Annotated in this window: 18 protein-coding genes; 16 read left to right on the forward strand and 2 right to left on the reverse strand. The window is 24.3% G+C overall.

The genetic code is table 11. The annotated features are described in order from the left end of the window. Positions 1 to 90: 90 nt before the first annotated feature. Complete coding sequence (locus FRIFI_RS05135; protein ID WP_176579605.1) at positions 91 to 741, forward strand: sigma factor; 651 nt, start codon at positions 91 to 93, stop codon at positions 739 to 741. A gap of 14 nt (positions 742 to 755) precedes the next feature. After that, positions 756 to 1796, forward strand: coding sequence for an anti-sigma factor domain-containing protein (locus FRIFI_RS05140; protein WP_166505193.1), 1041 nt, complete (start codon positions 756 to 758; stop codon positions 1794 to 1796). 211 nt (positions 1797 to 2007) lie between these two features. Here FRIFI_RS05140 and FRIFI_RS05145 read toward each other — a convergent pair whose 3' ends face one another. Then, positions 2008 to 2718, reverse strand: coding sequence for a manganese catalase family protein (locus FRIFI_RS05145; protein ID WP_166505194.1), 711 nt, complete (start codon positions 2716 to 2718; stop codon positions 2008 to 2010). A 219-nt stretch (positions 2719 to 2937) separates the two neighbouring features. Here FRIFI_RS05145 and FRIFI_RS05150 point away from each other — a divergent pair, with 219 nt between their 5' ends. The 5 genes from FRIFI_RS05150 to FRIFI_RS05170 all read left to right on the forward strand — a co-directional run bounded on the left by FRIFI_RS05150 (position 2938) and on the right by FRIFI_RS05170 (position 6290). Beyond that, complete coding sequence (locus FRIFI_RS05150) at positions 2938 to 3330, forward strand: hypothetical protein (protein ID WP_166505195.1); 393 nt, start codon at positions 2938 to 2940, stop codon at positions 3328 to 3330. A gap of 421 nt (positions 3331 to 3751) precedes the next feature. Continuing rightward, positions 3752 to 4024 (forward strand): CD3324 family protein, encoded by a 273-nt coding sequence (locus tag FRIFI_RS05155; protein WP_166505196.1) that lies wholly within the window; start codon positions 3752 to 3754, stop codon positions 4022 to 4024. 107 nt (positions 4025 to 4131) lie between these two features. Next, the gene (locus tag FRIFI_RS05160; protein WP_166505197.1) at positions 4132 to 4578 is read left to right on the forward strand and encodes a GNAT family N-acetyltransferase; all 447 of its coding nucleotides are present in this window, start codon (positions 4132 to 4134) and stop codon (positions 4576 to 4578) included. A 1096-nt stretch (positions 4579 to 5674) separates the two neighbouring features. After that, positions 5675 to 6019 (forward strand): DUF2500 domain-containing protein, encoded by a 345-nt coding sequence (locus FRIFI_RS05165; RefSeq protein WP_330405614.1) that lies wholly within the window; start codon positions 5675 to 5677, stop codon positions 6017 to 6019. 37 nt (positions 6020 to 6056) lie between these two features. Beyond that, positions 6057 to 6290 carry a hypothetical protein gene (locus FRIFI_RS05170; RefSeq protein ID WP_166505198.1) on the forward strand — a complete coding sequence of 78 codons (234 nt, stop codon included), beginning with the start codon at positions 6057 to 6059 and terminating at the stop codon, positions 6288 to 6290. Positions 6291 to 6508: 218 nt separating this feature from the next. Here FRIFI_RS05170 and FRIFI_RS05175 read toward each other — a convergent pair whose 3' ends face one another. Next, positions 6509 to 7024 carry a VanZ family protein gene (locus FRIFI_RS05175; protein WP_166505199.1) on the reverse strand — a complete coding sequence of 172 codons (516 nt, stop codon included), beginning with the start codon at positions 7022 to 7024 and terminating at the stop codon, positions 6509 to 6511. A gap of 459 nt (positions 7025 to 7483) precedes the next feature. Between FRIFI_RS05175 and FRIFI_RS05180 the strand changes: the two genes are divergently transcribed. From FRIFI_RS05180 to FRIFI_RS05220, 9 genes are all read left to right on the forward strand, one after another. Beyond that, positions 7484 to 8467, forward strand: coding sequence for a linear amide C-N hydrolase (locus FRIFI_RS05180; RefSeq protein ID WP_166505200.1), 984 nt, complete (start codon positions 7484 to 7486; stop codon positions 8465 to 8467). A gap of 510 nt (positions 8468 to 8977) precedes the next feature. Further along, the gene (locus FRIFI_RS05185) at positions 8978 to 10186 is read left to right on the forward strand and encodes a S41 family peptidase (RefSeq protein ID WP_166505201.1); all 1209 of its coding nucleotides are present in this window, start codon (positions 8978 to 8980) and stop codon (positions 10184 to 10186) included. A gap of 267 nt (positions 10187 to 10453) precedes the next feature. Continuing rightward, the gene (locus FRIFI_RS05190) at positions 10454 to 10750 is read left to right on the forward strand and encodes a YciI family protein (protein WP_166505202.1); all 297 of its coding nucleotides are present in this window, start codon (positions 10454 to 10456) and stop codon (positions 10748 to 10750) included. Between the two features lie 336 nt (positions 10751 to 11086). Next, positions 11087 to 11656, forward strand: a complete 570-nt coding sequence (locus FRIFI_RS05195; protein ID WP_166505203.1) for a helix-turn-helix domain-containing protein — start codon at positions 11087 to 11089, stop codon at positions 11654 to 11656. 110 nt (positions 11657 to 11766) lie between these two features. Next, positions 11767 to 12720 carry a UvrD-helicase domain-containing protein gene (locus FRIFI_RS05200; protein WP_166505204.1) on the forward strand — a complete coding sequence of 318 codons (954 nt, stop codon included), beginning with the start codon at positions 11767 to 11769 and terminating at the stop codon, positions 12718 to 12720. A 17-nt stretch (positions 12721 to 12737) separates the two neighbouring features. Continuing rightward, positions 12738 to 14048 (forward strand): 3'-5' exonuclease, encoded by a 1311-nt coding sequence (locus FRIFI_RS05205; protein ID WP_166505205.1) that lies wholly within the window; start codon positions 12738 to 12740, stop codon positions 14046 to 14048. Next, a complete protein-coding gene (locus FRIFI_RS15530) occupies positions 14048 to 14185 on the forward strand; it encodes a 3'-5' exonuclease (RefSeq protein WP_416389774.1) in 138 nt (45 codons plus the stop codon). Before FRIFI_RS05205 ends, FRIFI_RS15530 begins: the two co-directional genes overlap by 1 nt. Then, on the forward strand, positions 14178 to 16730 hold the full coding sequence (locus tag FRIFI_RS05215) for a hypothetical protein (protein ID WP_166505206.1): 2553 nt from the start codon (positions 14178 to 14180) through the stop codon (positions 16728 to 16730). The genes FRIFI_RS15530 and FRIFI_RS05215 overlap by 8 nt, the downstream gene beginning before the upstream one ends. Next, entirely contained in the window at positions 16714 to 18351 is a 1638-nt protein-coding gene (locus FRIFI_RS05220) for a UvrD-helicase domain-containing protein (protein WP_166505207.1), read from the forward strand. The genes FRIFI_RS05215 and FRIFI_RS05220 overlap by 17 nt, the downstream gene beginning before the upstream one ends. Positions 18352 to 18359 lie beyond the last annotated feature (8 nt).

An 18359-nucleotide genomic window follows, 5' to 3' on the forward strand; every position in this document is an offset into this window, starting at 1 on the left:
AGAAAAGTATATGTAGTTAATTAAATAGAAAGTTATTTATTATATAAAACTAGCAAATATATTTTAAGAATCAGGATGGGAATAATAATTATGTCAAAAGAGGTATTTCTAAAGGGTGATATAAATGAGATCGTTGAAGAAAATATCGGATTTATAATAAATACAATTTCAAAAGTTACAGGTAAATATGTTTCAATTGAAAATGACGATGAATTTAGCATAGGCCTTATGGCTTTTGTTGAAGCATTAGATAAATATAATCAAGAAAAAGGTCCATTTTTATCATTTGCAAAGATAGTAATTGAAAGCAGAGTAAAAAATTATTTAGTAAAAGAGAAAAAAAAGGTTGATGTTGTATCAATAGATTTATATAAGGAGATAGGAATAGACATAAATAATATCTTATATAATCCAATTGAAGATAAAACAGAACTTATAAATGAAATACAACAATTTAAAGAAGAACTTAATTTATTTAAATTAACAATGGAAGATTTAATAAAAGAGGCACCAAAGCATAGTGATACAAGGGAAAATGCTATTAATGTATCAAAGAAAGCAAGTAAAGACCTTGAGGTTACTGATTTTATGTATGAAAAAAAGAGACTTCCAATAAAAAAAATCTCTTTAAAATATATGGTTACAGAAAAAGTGATAAAGAGAAGTAAAAAGTTTATAATTTCACTTATAATAATTTTCTTTAAAAAATATAGAAACCTAATGTTATGGATAGGGAAATAGAGGTGACTAAGCTTATGTATTACAAAGGTATCGTTATGGAATTAAATAAAGACCATGCAATAGTTATGATAAATAGTGGGGATATATTAAAAATAAAAATTAAAAAGGGGTTATTGATTGGGGATGCAATTATATTTACTGAAGAAGATATAATTAAAGAAAGCAAAGTTATAGAATTTAAAAATAAAAAATGGATAAAGCCATTGGCATTAGTTGCATCAATTTTCTTTATAATTATATTTAACTTTTCAGGTAAAGACAAAGAGCCTATATCTAATCCATATGCATTAGTAACATTAGATATAAATCCAAGTATAGGGCTTGAAGTTGATGAGAATAAAATAGTAGTTAATGCAAAAGGTTTAAATAAAGATGGAAAGAAAATGAATATGAAAGATTTAAATGGGAAAAGTCTTGATGAAGCAACTAAGATTATTAGATCCTATGTACAAAGTAATAAAGATATAAAGAATAAAGATTCAATGATAGTAGGATTTGCATTTTTAGAAAATACAAACAATAAAGTATTTGAAAAAAGTATCCAAAATATAATAAGAAAGAACTTTAGTGGAGTTGAAATAGTTTATATGTATGGTTCATCACAAGATAGAGAAATGGCAATTGAAAAAGGGATAAGCCTTGGAAGATATAAAGCAGATGAGATAATAAATGAAGATTTATTAGAAGATACTATAGAAAATATGTCTGTTGATGAGCTTATAAATCTACTAAAAAATAAATCTACTCCAGTTTATTTAAATAAAGAAATAAAAGATGAACTTGAAGATAGATATGAAGACAATAAAGATAATGACGATAGTGATCGTGATTATAATGACAGCAACAAAGATAATGACGATAGTGATCGTGATTATAATGACAGTAACAAATATGACGATGATAAAGATCGTGATTATAATGACAATAACAAAGATGATGAAAAAGATCGTGATTATAATGATAATAACGAAGATGATGACGATAAAGATCTTAAATATAAAGATAATAACAAAGACGATGATAAAGATCATAATTATAATGATAATGATGAATAAAAAATATAGACTTATAATTAAAAAACAATAAATGTAAAAATATGGTACAATTTACAAATAAATTTAATTTCAATTAGTATCTAAAACACATTTAAAGTAAATATATCTAGGGAAAATGCCCTTGAAATCCATTTATTTGGGTTCTAAGGGCTTTAACTTTATTTTATAAATACCTAATTACAGTGTATATTTCAAATTGATATACTTAATGTTACTTTTTAGAATTCTTTCCAACTGGAATACTATCATTATTTATAGGGTTATCAAATGATGGTGGAGTAATATTTATTTTAGTATCATGGTTAGGTCCAGGAGTAGATAAGTCAAAATATAACTTAGAATCTTCTGTAACCCCAAAGTCTTTATTTGAGCCTGTACCTTTAACTTTATTTAGTGCATCTCTAAATAAAGCATTATGTGCTTCCTCTCTATTAAGTAAGAAATCAATAGTTTCTCTAACGTATTTATCTTCAATTTGTCTATATAAGTATTCATATACAACTTTTGCTCTTTGCTCTGATGCTATATTAGATAATAAATCTGCAACTAAATCACCGGTTACAGTTACATAATTTGCACTCCATGGTGCTCCTGATGAATTTATTAATACAGGTGATAATCCAGTTAATACGTGTGTCTCTATCTCTCCTGAATCAACAGCCTTATAATCTACATCATGTCCGTTAAGTAAGTTTATAGTTTGAGCTACCATTTCCATATGACTAAGTTCTTCTGCAGCTATATCTAAAAATAAATCTTTTATAACAGGATCTTTTATTCTAAAACTTTGTGCCATATATTGCATAGCTGCTTTAAGCTCTCCATTACCTCCACCTAATTGTTCTTGCATTAAAACTGCATATTGAGGGTTTGGTTTTTCTACTTTTACTTCTCTTAATAACTTTTTATCATGCTTAAACATTTAAATATGTACCTCCATTTGATCTTTGGTTAAAAATATATTTTCCAAATTAATGTAAATTATTCTTGTTTGAATAAATAATGTGTTAATTTTTCTTTATGTAAAGTACATAATTAATACCTAAAGTAAAATTTAAGATATACTTAGAATTATTATATGGATTGTAAATTATTTTTCAAAGATATATTATTAAAGTAATACAAATTAATGGGGGATTCGATGGATAAATACAATAAATTATTTAAGTTGACAAGGGCATTAACATACCTATTTATACTTTCCGTACTTATATTGATTTTTACTGGATTTATTATAGGAGAAGGAGAAATAGTACAGTATAGTGTAGGTTTTTTTGTCATAAGTTTTATTTCATGCTTAGTCATAGGAGGAATTTCATTAATAATAAAAATCATATATCTAAATTCGATGGATAGAAAAAGAAGATTAATTAATGCTTTAAAAGATTTTTTATGTTCATTTATAGTATTATTTATTTTAGAATTTATTCTGAAAAGTTCAGGTATAAATTTAGGTAGTATCTTTAGTATAAGTTTTGGAAGCGCGGTAGGAGTAAATTTTGGAGATTTAATATTCTTTAATCACAAAGTTTAACTAGTCACTAAGAAGTTTTTTTATATATAGTAAAAACTTATAGAAAATAATCTTTATAATCAATTCTAGGGAATTTTTATATTAATTAAGGGACAAACCTTACACACTCATAAATAACTTATTTTTGTTATATTTTACTAGGCATCTTTAAATATGTTTTTAGAGAATAGTATTTATTGAAATTGTTCATGAAAACATCTGTTTTAATGGACATTTAGTTTTAGAATTTAAATTATGATATAATAATGTAATTAATCAAGAAGGTAGGTGTCATCATGTTTTGTAAAATTAGATTAATTAATTTAGCTCCAAGCAAAAGCTGCAATAATATCAAAGCATAGTTTGTAAGGAGCGATAAAATAGATGTTTTGTGCAGTTTTTGATTAAATATTTGCTCTAATAATAAATAGGAGAAATACTTATGAAATATAAAAAAGCACAAAATATATTACCTAAAGATGTTTTAGATTTAGTTCAAAAATACATCGATGGTGATTATATATACATTCCAAAGAAAGATGATAGCAAAAAATCTTGGGGTGAGGTTAGTGGAATAAAAGCTGAACTAAAAACAAGAAATCTTGAAATATATAGTAAGTACTTACAAGGAACATCAATTAAACAATTGTCTAAAGATTATTTTCTATCTGAAAGTAGTATTAGGAGAATATTATATATCTATAAAAATAAATAAATATATTTAATTGATTATAGTTAGTACAGAAATGTTCTTAATAAACTTTTCAAATTATATTTAACATATAATATTAAGTAACATACTTACTTAGGAGGAATTGTTAAATGATAAAAATTGAAAATTTAAATATTATTAATAATAAGGATATGGAAGAAATACTAGATACATGGGAATCATCAGTAAGAGCGACACATGACTTTTTAAGTGAAGAAGATATAATCTCAATAAAACCTCAAGTTATAGAAGGTGCTAAATATGTTAGTAAACTTTTATGTGTAAGAGACAAAAATGGTATTATAAAAGCTTTTATGGGAATACATGATTTTAAAATTGAAATGTTGTTTGTAAGTAATGAAAGTAGAGGACATGGAATCGGAAAAAAACTTGTAGAATATGCAATAGAAGTATTAAATGTAAATTATGTAGATGTAAATGAGCAAAATCCACAAGCATTAGGCTTTTATAAACATATAGGATTTAAAGTTTTTAAAAAATCTGAGTTCGATGAACAGGGTAATCCATTCCCTATACTGCATATGAAATTAAAATAATACAACTTATAGTATAACTAAATAAATATAAATAGAGTAATAATATTATTACTCTATTTTTCATTCAAAAAACATAGGATTTAATGAACATATTTAATTGCTCTATAATATATCTAAAAATATTTAAATCAATATCCAAACGGTACAAGAAATAAAAAACATCATTTTATGTACAGTTTTTTATATCAAAATAACAAGTTTTAAAATTTTACTTTATAAACTTGTTAGGTATTTTAAATAAGTTTTTAGAAAATAGTTTACTAAATTTTTACGAAAACATCTGTTTTAATGCACAATCTGTAAAATAAAGATATCTTTAAATGTTTTTTAAGACTAGTTAAAACTAAATTTAATAATAATTTAAGATTAGTTTAAGTTTAGTTTAAGTTTAGTTTAATTATTATGATATATTATAATAATTAAAAAAACTAGATTTCTAGAAAGGATCTGATTAAAATATCACAATTAATTGCAATAATTACTGCTATTTTAAGCTTATTAAATTACTCATTTTGGACAAGCAATAATCTTGATTTTTTATTTAAACTATTTAGTGTAAGTGGACAAGGATTGTTAGTAATATTTACACTTTTTGCTATGATATCTTATTCTGGAAAAAAGCTTACATTCAATTATAGAAATTGTCCTTATAAAGTATTTACTATAAGATATTCAATATTATTAATTTCGTTATTAGGAAATTTATCTATATTTATTGTCTTATTCCTAAACTTTATAGGAAAAATAAATGCTTTGTAATTTAATTAGAATATAACTATTTACTAAATTTCACTTTGGAGATTAGTTATGTATTTTGTATAAAGTTAATGCCATTAGAACACAAATAAGTAGGGTTCTAATGGCATTTTTGCTGCATATCTTTAAATGTGTTTTAGAAGCTAAAATCTAATGAATTAAATAATTTTAATAAATTTTTAATATTCTTAACAATCAAAAATGTATCTTATTTGTTACCACATAAATGAATCTATAGTTTAAAATTATCATAAATTACATTTAAAAAATATACGCGAAATGAGGGGTATCTATTATGGATATGTATTACGGTGAGCCAACTTTTGACTTATTTACGATCATGTTTTTTATAATCTTTTTTCTTATTTTGGGGACAATTATAATTAATATAATTAAAGGTTTTAATCAATGGTCTTACAATAATAAACAACCTATATTAGATGTAAAAAGTAAAGTTGTTTCTAAAAGGAGTGAAGTTATAAGACACGCTGGACATATTGATTCAAATGGAACACATCATAACGGAGGCTCATCTACAAATTATTATATTACATTTGAGTTTGAAAGTAAGGATAGAATGGAGTTTAGTGTTTCAGGAAAAGAATTTGGTATGATTGTTGAGGGAGATATAGGCGTTTTGAAATTTCAAGGAAGTAGATACCTAGAGTTTAAAAGGGATATTTAATCTAAATGCATTCAAAATTACTATTAGGGAGGACAATATGAAGATTAAATTAAATATAGGGAGTTTAGCAATAATTTTAGGAGTGTTGATATTATCTTTAGAATTATATGGGCTTAAATTTATACAACTTATGGAATTACAATTTACAGGTAGTTGCCCTACTAATTCATTTAACTATATAAATACTGAATTAGGCATAGCAATTGTCTTACCTATTTTAATAATAGGGTATGGGATTATGTTAATTGTAAAAAAAGATATTGGAGAGTAATAAAATATATAGTAATTTGTGTACAAAAAACACATATTTTAGTGGACACTTAATGTTATGTATTATAATTAAGTAAATAATTGATTATATTGAAAAAAATAAGTGGCTAATTCACTATGGAATTTAATTAAAAAAGAGCATTAAAATTTAATGCTCTTTTTTAATTAAATTTATTTGTTTAAAGTTAATTCTAACCACAAATTGGACTTTATATATTTTTAATTTGCCAATATTAGTATTGATAAAAGACCTACTAATACAACTGTAGCAATTGAAGCAAGTATATTAAGTACTTTAATGGTTTTGTTTTTAAATATTTTTGTGAATATATAAAATATTCCAATCCCCACTATTCCACCTAATGTATTACCTATAAGGTCTGTTATATCTGTCGCACCTATAGCAAAAATAAACTGTAAAACTTCAATTGATAAGCTAATAAAAAAAGACAGTGAAATTTTTTTAATAAAAGGCCATTTTGGATTCAACATACATGTATATATACCAACAGGAACAAATACAAGTATATTATTGATAATTTCATTAATATATATTTTTCCATTAACAATAACAGATTCAGAAAAAGGAATTAAATTAATACTCCTATTACCATGAATTGCATCAAGAAAAAAATCAAATGAAAAACTCATTTTAAATAAAAGAATCCATATTAATATGAAAAAATATACTGTAAACAAAATCGTAGTTAAATTGCGTTGCTTTTTATATTCCATAGTATCCTCCACTAATTCGTTAACCCCTTGAATTTTCAATCCTATTATATCATAAAAAGTATTCACAAAAATAGACGCTTTTATAGACATCTTCAATAAATACTATTTTCTAAAAATACATTTGAAGATATTTAATAAAAAGCACTTAGAATACATTTAGGTGAAATTAAACAAGGGGCATATAAAAAACTTTACAATAAGTATACACGCTTTTTTAAGAATAAAAATTAATTAAGGAATAGGTGATAAAAGAAATACTTACGTACATAAGCAAAATTTAAATAGATAGTTTTTTATAAGGAAGAGTACTTGAACTAGAGTAAATTTAATGTCTAGACAGAGTACAGGACAACTTAAAGGGAAAATAAATAATAGAAATTTTTATGTTTTGAATGGATAATCTTGGGCATAAAAAATATTAAATAAAAGATTATAATAAAATGACAGGAGATGAGTTAAATGTGTACGCATGTTCACATTTCAAGCAACAAAAATAACTTTTATTGGGGAAGAACTTTAGATACTTCTTTTAATCCATTTGATATTGGTTCAAAAGTAACTATTGTTCCTAAAAATTTTACTTTAGATACACAAAGTAAACCATGGAAAACAAAATACGCTTTTTTAGGTATAAGTTTATCAGGCTCTACTTTATTTTTTGATGGAGTAAATGAAAAAGGACTTGCTGGAGGACTTTTATTTTTAAAGGCATGTACATGGGATAAAAAAGACAATATAGAAAATGAAGGACTCATAGCTATTAATAGTGGTGAAATAATTCCTTGGATTTTAAGCAACTTTGAAAATGTTAGTGATATAAAGAAAAATATATCAAAAGTTGTAGTTACTGGTGATGATATTCCTTCATTAGGAGAGTTAGGTAAAGGAAATCCTATCACTGCTCATTATACTTTTACAGACAAAATGGGTAATTCAGTCGTATTAGAACCAACAAATAATGGACGTTTTAGAGTTTTTGATAATAATGTAGGTGTAATGGCTAATGATCCAACATTCGATTGGCATATGACTAATTTAGCAAATTATATTCAAGCACAAGGATTTAATAGACAACAAAATCATTTAAACAATAAAACAGCAATTACACCAATTTCAAATGGTACAGGTCTACTTGGATTACCAGGAGATTATACTTCACCATCAAGATTTGTACGTGCAGTATATTTAAGAAATCTTATAGGAGAAGTTAGTGATGAAGAAGCACCTGCTCAATTATTTAGTATTTTAAATTCTGTTTGGGTTCCAAAGGGAGTTATGCGTTTTTTTGAAGATAAAGATGACTCAGATTTTTCAAGTTATATGTGTGCATATGATCAAAATTTAGGTAAATTATATTTACGTGTTTTTAATCATATAGATACAATGGAATTCTCTTTAGAAAATGTCAGAGAAAATGAGCTAGTAACTTATTCAGTTAACTAGAAATTAAGGAAAATGATTTTTATAAAAAGTATTAAAAAATATTAACATATAGATATCATATGGTTTTAGTGTATAAATTAATAACAAGCAAAAAATACATAAGATATTGTTATATACGTTAAAACAAACTAAAAAAGAGTATGTTTGTTGAAATATATAAATTTCAACAAACATACTCTTTTTTAGTTATAACTATTATTTAAGGTTAAATTTTAATCGAAGCTTATAGCTATTACAAATTACAAATGAAATTTCATCTAAGAATATATATACTTTATTTAAAGAATGAATTACTTGTTGTTTACGGTAAATATCGTAAATAAGATTAAGTTATGATGATGTGGATGTTACTAAGTATATGGCCAAAATAACGGTTAATGATAGTGAGCATGTTAAGATTTGGTTGGATTATAATGATAAATATAAAAAGAAGGTACTAAAGCTTATAAATTCAAAGTAAATATATAAAAACATTCTTTTCCTTGTATTAAGGTTAATTAGGGGGATTATATGAGAAAAATAATAAAATTAATTGTAATAATTTTTTTATTAGGTCTATCAATTGGATGTAGCAGTAATGATAAATTAAAAGAATTAACTAAAGAAGAAAAAGTAGAGGATTTTGATTATTATATAAATACAATGAAAGAAAATTACGGCAACTTCGATGTATTTTATAATAAATACAATACAGAATACTTAGATTTATATGATGTTTTTAAAGAAGAAGTAGAAAACAGTAATAGCAATGAAGAATTTTATAACAAAATGAACACTTTAATAAATTTACTTGGAGATGGTCATACCAATCTAATACCACCAGATAGCATAGATTGGTATATAAATTCATATAAAGAAAGTTATCAAGGTAATGTTTTAAATGATAAAGATTTAATAGATAAAAATAAAAAATGGAAAATCTACCTAGGTGAAAATAATAATTTACAAAGTTTAAATAAAAAAATTAATGAAAAGATGTTTAAAAATAATAAGGGGAATATAGAAACAAAGATAATTGATGATGAGATAGCGTATATTAAAATAAATAGTTTTGGAGAATTTACTAATGAAGATATTAATAAAATAAATGAGTTATATAAAGAGATTAATAATTATAAGGACTATATTATAGATATAAGAGGTAATGGAGGTGGTAATAGTAAATTATGGATTGACCATATAGTAAGTCCTATAGTAAACAATACATATGAAAGCACAACATATGCACTTCATAAAGATGGAAAAATAACAAAAGAATATTATGAAGCAAGAGGAAATGATTTAAAGGATATAAATAAATTTCCTAACAAGGATATGTTAAAAAAAGTGAGAAATATAGAAGATTTTAAATATTACACTGAATATAAATTAAAATTTTCTAATGAAAGTATATTTGATGGTATAAAAAATAAAGAAGGTTATAATGGAAATATATATTTATTGGTAGATAAAAGAGTATTTTCAGCAGCTGAAGGATTGGCTATATTTTGTAAAGACAGTGGATGGGCAAAAGTTGTAGGAAATGAAAATAGCGGTGGTGATGGTGTAGGTATTGACCCTATAGTATTTAAATTACCAAATAGTGGTTTAGCCGTTAGAAGTACAGCAGAGAAAGGTTTAAATGCAGATGGAAGCAGTAATTTAGAAAATGGAACATCATTAGATTTATATATGAATTCCTTAGATGATTTAATCGAGTATATAAAAAATGATAATTAATAGTTGTAATACGTTCAGCAAATCTAGGTACAGAGAATTAATAGATAAGTATAGCAAAGAAGGGTGGTAGAAGTTTACTAAATTTAATTACAAACTCTATCTTAGTATGTATATTACAAAAACTATGATAGAGTTATTTTATTTTGCTTAGTTAATAGTTTTTAAATGTATTTTTAAGGGTATTTATCATTTTAAATAAGTTAAGTCTAACTATAAAAATGATAGTTAAATACATTTATCATACATAGTTAAAGGAGCATAATAAAAATGAAATATTTTATTGTTGAAGGAAAACTAAAAAATCAAAATCCAATTGATGAAAATATCATGAAAAAGCACATGGCTTATTCTCAAAAGGCAATGGATGAAGGATTAATATTAATGGCTGGACTTAAAGAAAATATGAGTGGAGGACTATTTGTTATGAAGGCAGAATCTATTGAAAAAATAGATGAATACCTATCTAATGAGCCACTTAAACTTTCTGGTATACAAGATTACAACGTTATAGAATTTTTACCTCATTACTTTAACCAATCACCTAGTGAATGGTTTAATAACTAATTTATAAAAAATTAATTGAACGTATTTATAAAACTAGTATGTAAAGGGGAGATAAAATTAAAAATAGACTACAAAATAACTGTACTTTAGTGATTTAAATATATAAATGCTAAAGTTCAGTTATTTCTTTAGTTTATATATTCTACAAAATATATCTTATTTGGTAAGTTTTCTATTCTTATATTTTACAATTATACTATAATTAAAGAGTTTAGAATAAGATAGTTAATATTTATTAATAAGGAGGAACGAAACGTTCCTCTTTTTTATTTAATAAATAACCCAATAATATTGAATAATAACCCAAAATGGGTTATTATTTAATGGGTGATAAAAATGGATAATTTAGGAAAAAAACTCAAAGAAGCTAGAAAAAGAAAAAATATAACTCAAGAAGAACTAGCTAAAAGGATTGGAATAAGCAAACATGCAATAGCAAAATATGAACAAGGGCAAAGAGAACCTAATTTAAAAATACTTACAAGTATTATAGATGAACTTGAAATGGACTTTTGGGAAGTAGCACAAGATGCTAATTTAGAAATAGAAGCAGCACCTCCTTATGAAGAAGGTATTAAATTTGGTGATGAGGTATATGAAAAGGCTATGAAAAAGCTAGATGGAATGTTTAAGGAAAAGGATATTAAGTATCTTGATAAAGAGGAAATGTTAAAAAAGGTACTTTGCGAAAATAGGGATCTAGGAGTTAACAGAAGGCTTATATCAATGTGCCATAGGGAGTATTGTAAGAGGTTTGGTGTTAAGAACAATGGTGTTATAAGCTTTGATAGTTATACATATTTTGATGATTTTAAGAGAGAGTTTTATGATGAACTTGTAAGGGCTTTATTGTTTACTGTTGAGCTCAAGATGAAGGAAGCTGAGGATAGGATAAAGAAGTATTAATTTAAATATTACAAACTTAATACATAATAATTAGCTATTATACAATGGTAATAAGTAAAATTAAATTAAATAATTATAAAATATAAGAATATATTGGAGGAGCATGGAAATTGAATGCAAAAGACCCTAAGTACTCAGTATCTATATACAACAAAATATTGGACGAAAATACCATAAATGATATAAAAGAGTACTTAAAAAAAGGAATAACAGTATACTTGTTTATAAATGAGAAGGTAAATAAAGAAATTTTGCCAGATATACTAAAGTATGCAATAGAAAGTTATTTTCTAATTGTAACTCAAATAAATATAAATTTATATAACAAAGGATTAAAGAGCATTGATAATGATATATTAGATTATGATTTTTTTGAAAATGTATGCAAAGATAAAGAGAACGAATTTAATAATCAACAATTTAAAATAGTTCACTCAAAAGTAGATGCTAATATTTTGATAAAAGCTGGTGCTGGAACTGGCAAAACTACAACAATGATAAATAGGATTTTATTTTTAAGACATATGAATAGATTCTTTAAACTAAATGAAGTTGTACTCATAACATTTACTAATGAAGCTAGTATTCAAATGAGAGAAAGACTTATAAAAAGAATAGAAAAATACTATAGTTTAACAAAAGATAATAAATACCTTAAATGGCTAGATGAAGTAGCTAATATGAGAATAAGAACAATACATTCTTTTGCAAGAGATATACTAGAAAAACATGGAGAGCATTTAGGTTTTTATGATAATTTCAAAATAACAACATTTAAATATAAAAGATACAAATTAATAGAAAAATACATTGAGGAATTTAAAAACTCAAATGATGATAATATATATTCTGAATTTGAGAGAATTCCACAATATGAGCTTATTAGAAAGATTATAGCTATAATCGAAAAATTGGATAACTTTGCAGTAGATACAAACTCTATAAATTATAATGTAAACTTTGGAGATGAATCATCAGGATTTAATAAAATGTTAGAGTTTATAATTAAAAATGTTACAAATGAACTTGAACAAATAAAAAAGAAAATAATTCATGGGAAATAAATGATTTAATAAAAAAATTGCCAAACTTAGAATTTAAAAATGGACATAATTTAAATTTAAAAGTTTTGATGGTAGATGAATTTCAAGATACTGATAAAACTCAAGTAGACTTTGTATCTTGGATAATTGAACATTCAAATGCAAAACTATTTGTAGTTGGTGATGAAAAGCAAAGTATATATAGATTTAGAGGGGCTGATTATACAGCATTTGAACAACTAAAGAAAAACTTCCAACAGATTTCAATAGATAAACTTAATGAATTTAGCTTAGTAAGAAACTATAGAACTAATAAAAAATTATTAAATAATATTGATGAATGGTTTGTTGAAATAGGAGATAGAGTAGAAAGATTTAATTACAATGAGAGTGATAGAATATATTCACTTAAAAATAGTGAATGTGAAAATGAAATAGAAATAAGAGATTTAGAAATGTCTCTTAGCAAAACAGATTTAATAAAAAATCTTTTAGATATAAAAAAAGAAACTGAGGAAGTTTGTATTTTAGTTAGAAGAAATAGTGATGTTAGTTATATAAAAGAAATATGCGATGAAAATGCTATACCTTGTGAAGTATCATCTACAGGAGATTTTTTTAGATGTGAACCAGTAAGAGAACTTTACATAATGATTAAATCTCTAATTAATAAAAATGATAATAAAACAATTTATTCATTGTTAAATACATCATACAGTGATGTAGAGATAAGTAAATTGGAATTATTAAAAAGTATATCTATGGAAGAAAATGATATAAATAAACTTTTAAAGAGCTACTTAGAAAAATTAAATTGGGATAAGTATATACAAAAATCAAAAGTAGAATCTCCGATAACATTAATAGAAGAAATGATAAACGATATAAAACCAGAAGTAAAATATTATAAAAGTAAATTGAATAAGTTTAGTAAAGAAGATGCTAAAGTAATGGCTACTGAGTACAAAATGAACTTAGATCATTGTATGTTTTTAATTAGAAAAAATTTTAATAAAAATGCATCAACTTTAAATAGTATAGAAAATTATCTAAAAATAAATATACAAACAAATGATGTAGAGAGTATAAAAAAAGCAAATCAAACATATAAGAGAAACTTCATAAAATGTATGACAATACATAAATCAAAGGGATTAGAATTTGACTATGTAGTGCTTCCAGAAACATCACATGAGTTTGTTCCAAATAAAAGAGACTTAGAAATTATAATCAGTAGAGATAGATTTGAAAATGTAAACATAGCTTATAAGATAACTTTTGGAAATAGTATAAAAACTGTTTCAAATAATTTATATAAGGAACTAAAATTTGATGAAAAAAAGAGATAATAGGGGAAGAAACACGATTATTTTATGTAGCATTAACTCGTGCTAAAAAAGAACTATATGTTCATAAAAAGAGCATAACGTCATCTAATATAAACTCATGGATGACTTTAATTCCGGAGGTACAGTATAATGTTTAGGGTTGAAATACATGATAACTCATATGAATATTTTTCAAAGATAGATTTAGAAGAGAATGCATTTCATATAACTTCAAATCTATCCTTAGAAAAATTAATCAAAGAAAACAATAAAAATCCAAGCTACGTATGGAAAGTAAAAAATATAACTCATTTATTAGAAAATATATATCCTAATCTTCATGACTTACTAAATAACAATAGATTAAAAATAGATCTTAGAGATATTTTAATAAAAAATGAAGTACATGAGAGCTTAATGAAAGAAGAAAATATAAAAATACTATTTAGTGATTATATATTTTTAATACAAAGTGGAATAAGACAAATTCCAACTATAGAAAACATAAGCAAAGAACAAGAAGTAATAATAAATATATTTAACCAATTTGTACAAAAAGGAAGTGTACAAGAAATAATAAAAGAATTATCATCAGCAGCAAACTTAAAAAATAAATATACAGAAGTTATAAATGAAAATATAAAGACAATATATTTATATAACTTCAATAACTTATATTTATCTAGAATGGTATTTTTCACAAGATTAAAGTACCTAGGATATGAAGTTGTATTTAGAATACCTCAATTAAATATAGAAAATATTGATGAGCCTTGGAAAAAACTATATTCTAAAAAGTATTTTATGTGGGATGAAAGTAAGTATATAAAATATAATCCATTAGAAAAAAGTACATATACCGATTACATACAAGGACTTGAAGTAAAGGATGATAATAAAGATATAGTATTTAAAGAATTTTTAGGAAGCTTTGAGTTTAAAAATGAGCTAAAACATAATAAAGATAAATCTATATCATATTATGCACTAGATACAAATCTTATAAATCAAGTTTTTGACATAGATGAAGAAAAAGAACAACATATGCCCCTTATAAAATTTATGACTAACATATATACTCCTAAGTTTAAAGACTCAGATATATATTTAAATTATAGTTTATTAACGGAGCTTTTAACATCAGGGTGGATTGAAATAAAAGAAGGAAACCGGATCATAAATGGAATAGATCATTTAGATTTTATAAAAAATTTAGAAAGTTACTTTGAAGGATTAGAAGATATAGAATCTATTTTAAATAGAATAGAAGATCTGAGAAATTTAAAACTAGCTAGCGATACCATGGAAAACAAGGTAAAGCAAAAAATAATTAAAAACAAAGTTAAAAGATATTTATCAAATCCTTTTAGATGCATATCATATGTAAATGTTGAAAATTATGATATAACAATAGTTCAATTTAAGTCTTTAATAGAGAGATTAAGATATATATTAAGAAACATCTTAAAAAGGGAAGATGAATTTGTTGAATATAATAAAAATACAATATTTTTAAAATCAATACTAGAGAAAAATATATTTATAAATGAATTAAGAGAGGATGAGGAATATAAACCTATAATAGATAAAATATATAAAGCATTAGAATATAAGCATGATATAGATATTATATACAAAGAAGATGTAAAAGAGCTTACAAGAATACTTTTAAGTAAAAATAGTGAAGAAGAAACACACAAAGTACTTCCAATTGACACGATAGATGGAGATTGGCAAAGAAAAGTATATGATGAAATTCATATAACAGATTTATCATTTAAATCATATCAAAAGTATCTAGAATCTAGAAAAACTATAGGAAAGTATATAAATCATAAATTTATAAATAAAATACTAAATACAAATATGTATAAAGATAAAGAAGAATTAAAAAAATGCTTAGAGATAGCTAAACTATCAGTAAATAATACTGAGCAATTTTTCAGCTTTGATATATCAAATTTAATAGTAAACTATAAAGGTAAAATTGTGCTAAGTTATATACAAAACCTGAGGGATGGAGATAGCGAAAGTATATTACTTAGAGTATTAAAAAATTTATACCAAAGAGAACATAATATAGAAAATACACTCTTAGATTATTTAGATAATATAGAAATAGAAGAAAACAAAAAAGAACCTCTTATAATAACTAACGATATATTAAACAAACATAGAGTAATATCACCAGTTGGATATAGAGATTTAGACTTTTGTTATACTAAATTTATATACTCAAATATACTAGAATCAAATGTAATATATGAAAGTGATTTCCATCATAAGCTATTATTTTCAACAATTATATCGCTTTTAAAAAGAGATATACCAAACTATGAAGATAATATAAAAAGATTTTTATTTCCACTTTTTCCACAATGGAATGAAACTACAAAGGAGAATATGGTAATGACAAATCTTAAAAACCTACAACTAAAAGAGTATTATTTATATGAAAATATAAATTTTCCTAAAAATATAGATAGATTACAAATACTTATGAGCAAATATATAGTTACAGAAAAGTATAAGGTTAAAAATAGATATGAAGAAAATAAACTAGATACAGAAAAATTATTTAAAGAATTTAGCACAAATTACTTAAATAATAATGAGTTATATAATCCTGGTAGACATTGTACAATGTGTCCACATATTTTAATTTGTGATAAGGGGGAATATCCAGTTGAGCGAGATAATTAGTAAAAATGATTTAATAAGTTTTTTCTCAAATATAGCAGAAATATGGCAACATCATATAGACTACAATTTCTTCAAAGACATAGAGCTTTCTCCAGATCAAATTAAAATAATAGATCATGATGAAGATCAAATGCTGATTAATGGATATGCAGGTACAGGAAAAAGTATAACTCTTTTATATAAATTTATAAATACGATACTAAGAGAAGCAGAGTCTAAAAAAATATTATATATTTCATATAATTATACATTAATAGCAGATACAATAAAGAAACTTAACGATAGTGAAATATATATGAAAAATAAACATCGACATGAAATAGATGTAACAACATACCATGAAATGGCTTATAAGCTTCTAAGAAAGCTAGAAGTAATAGATGGAAAGAAAAAATCAAAACTAACACAAGAAGAAATAATAAGAAACGATCAAGATGCACTTAGAAGAATAGGTGTAATTGTTGATAAGTATAAAAATCCACAATCAGAAGAGTATGAAAAAATACCAAAAGACGAAAAACTTTACTCAACACATGATGCTAGATTTATAAAAGATGAAATAAAGTGGATGAAAGAAAATGGATTTGTAGATAAACCAGAATACATAGAAGTCGAAAGAAAAGGTCGTTCAAGAAGTATACGTCTTACAAAAAAGCAAAGAAATACTATATACAAAATATTTGAAGTTTACAATAAAATGTTAAAAGAACAGTTTCATAACCATATGGACTTAGAAGATTATGCACTAGAGATAATAAGAAATAAAAAATGGATAAAAGATGATTTAAAGTATGATTATGTATTTGTAGATGAAGTTCAAGACTTACAGCCTATGCAAATAAAAACATTAGTTATGCTTACAAAAAAATCACTAATTATATCTGGTGACCCAAGACAAACAATTCATAGAAGAAGTCCATATTCATATGAAAAATTAGGAATAAATATAACTGAAAGAGGTCGAAATAGAGTTTTAAATAAAAACTACAGATGTAGTGCTCAGACAATGAGATTAGCAAACTCTCTAAACTTTGATAATGGAGAACATAAACTAGATAAAAGAAACTTCGTTAGAGAAGGAGATAAGCCACTTATAGTAAAATGTGAAAATGCAAATAAAGAAATGGAATTTGTTATAAATAAAATAAAAGAAATATTTGATGAAAATCCTAATGAAACAGTAGCAGTTATACATAGAGAAGAATCAGAAATATCAAATAGTAGATATTCAGATAGATTAAAGGCACTAAAAGGACACTTTTTAAATGTAAGTGATAGTAAAAACTATAGCTCTAAGTTTAATACAAATAAAACAAAACAAATACTATACACATCAGCATACGATATAAAAGGATTAGAATTTGACCATACATTCTTAATTCAGTTTAATGATGAGCATTATCCTCAAAAATATCAAATAGAGGAATTACTAAAAAATCAAGAGATGGATGAAAGTATGCTAAAAGAAGATATAGATGAGATAAAAAATATAGAAAAGAAATTATTATATGTAGCAATGACAAGAGCCAAGAAAAACTTATATATGACATACAGTGGAAATATATCAGAGTTTTCAAATGACTTTGAATCACAAGATTATGAAACACAAATATATAAGTAACAGCAAGG

The organism is Romboutsia hominis (assembly GCF_900002575.1).
Lineage (GTDB): Bacteria > Bacillota > Clostridia > Peptostreptococcales > Peptostreptococcaceae > Romboutsia_C > Romboutsia_C hominis.

Excerpts from the sequence above, each read along its gene's own strand:
- FRIFI_RS05190 (WP_166505202.1), top strand. The coding sequence starts at position 10,454 with ATGAAATATTTTATTGTTGAAGGAAAACTAAAAAATCAAAATCCAATT.
- FRIFI_RS05145 (WP_166505194.1), bottom strand. The coding sequence starts at position 2,718 with ATGTTTAAGCATGATAAAAAGTTATTAAGAGAAGTAAAAGTAGAAAAA.
- FRIFI_RS05185 (WP_166505201.1), top strand. The coding sequence starts at position 8,978 with ATGAGAAAAATAATAAAATTAATTGTAATAATTTTTTTATTAGGTCTA.
- FRIFI_RS05180 (WP_166505200.1), top strand. The coding sequence starts at position 7,484 with ATGTGTACGCATGTTCACATTTCAAGCAACAAAAATAACTTTTATTGG.
- FRIFI_RS05140 (WP_166505193.1), top strand. The coding sequence starts at position 756 with ATGTATTACAAAGGTATCGTTATGGAATTAAATAAAGACCATGCAATA.
- FRIFI_RS05175 (WP_166505199.1), bottom strand. The coding sequence starts at position 7,024 with ATGGAATATAAAAAGCAACGCAATTTAACTACGATTTTGTTTACAGTA.
- FRIFI_RS05165 (WP_330405614.1), top strand. The coding sequence starts at position 5,675 with ATGTTTTTTATAATCTTTTTTCTTATTTTGGGGACAATTATAATTAAT.
- FRIFI_RS05195 (WP_166505203.1), top strand. The coding sequence starts at position 11,087 with ATGGATAATTTAGGAAAAAAACTCAAAGAAGCTAGAAAAAGAAAAAAT.
- FRIFI_RS05135 (WP_176579605.1), top strand. The coding sequence starts at position 91 with ATGTCAAAAGAGGTATTTCTAAAGGGTGATATAAATGAGATCGTTGAA.
- FRIFI_RS05160 (WP_166505197.1), top strand. The coding sequence starts at position 4,132 with ATGATAAAAATTGAAAATTTAAATATTATTAATAATAAGGATATGGAA.
- FRIFI_RS05215 (WP_166505206.1), top strand. The coding sequence starts at position 14,178 with ATGTTTAGGGTTGAAATACATGATAACTCATATGAATATTTTTCAAAG.
- FRIFI_RS05150 (WP_166505195.1), top strand. The coding sequence starts at position 2,938 with ATGGATAAATACAATAAATTATTTAAGTTGACAAGGGCATTAACATAC.
- FRIFI_RS05155 (WP_166505196.1), top strand. The coding sequence starts at position 3,752 with ATGAAATATAAAAAAGCACAAAATATATTACCTAAAGATGTTTTAGAT.
- FRIFI_RS05170 (WP_166505198.1), top strand. The coding sequence starts at position 6,057 with ATGAAGATTAAATTAAATATAGGGAGTTTAGCAATAATTTTAGGAGTG.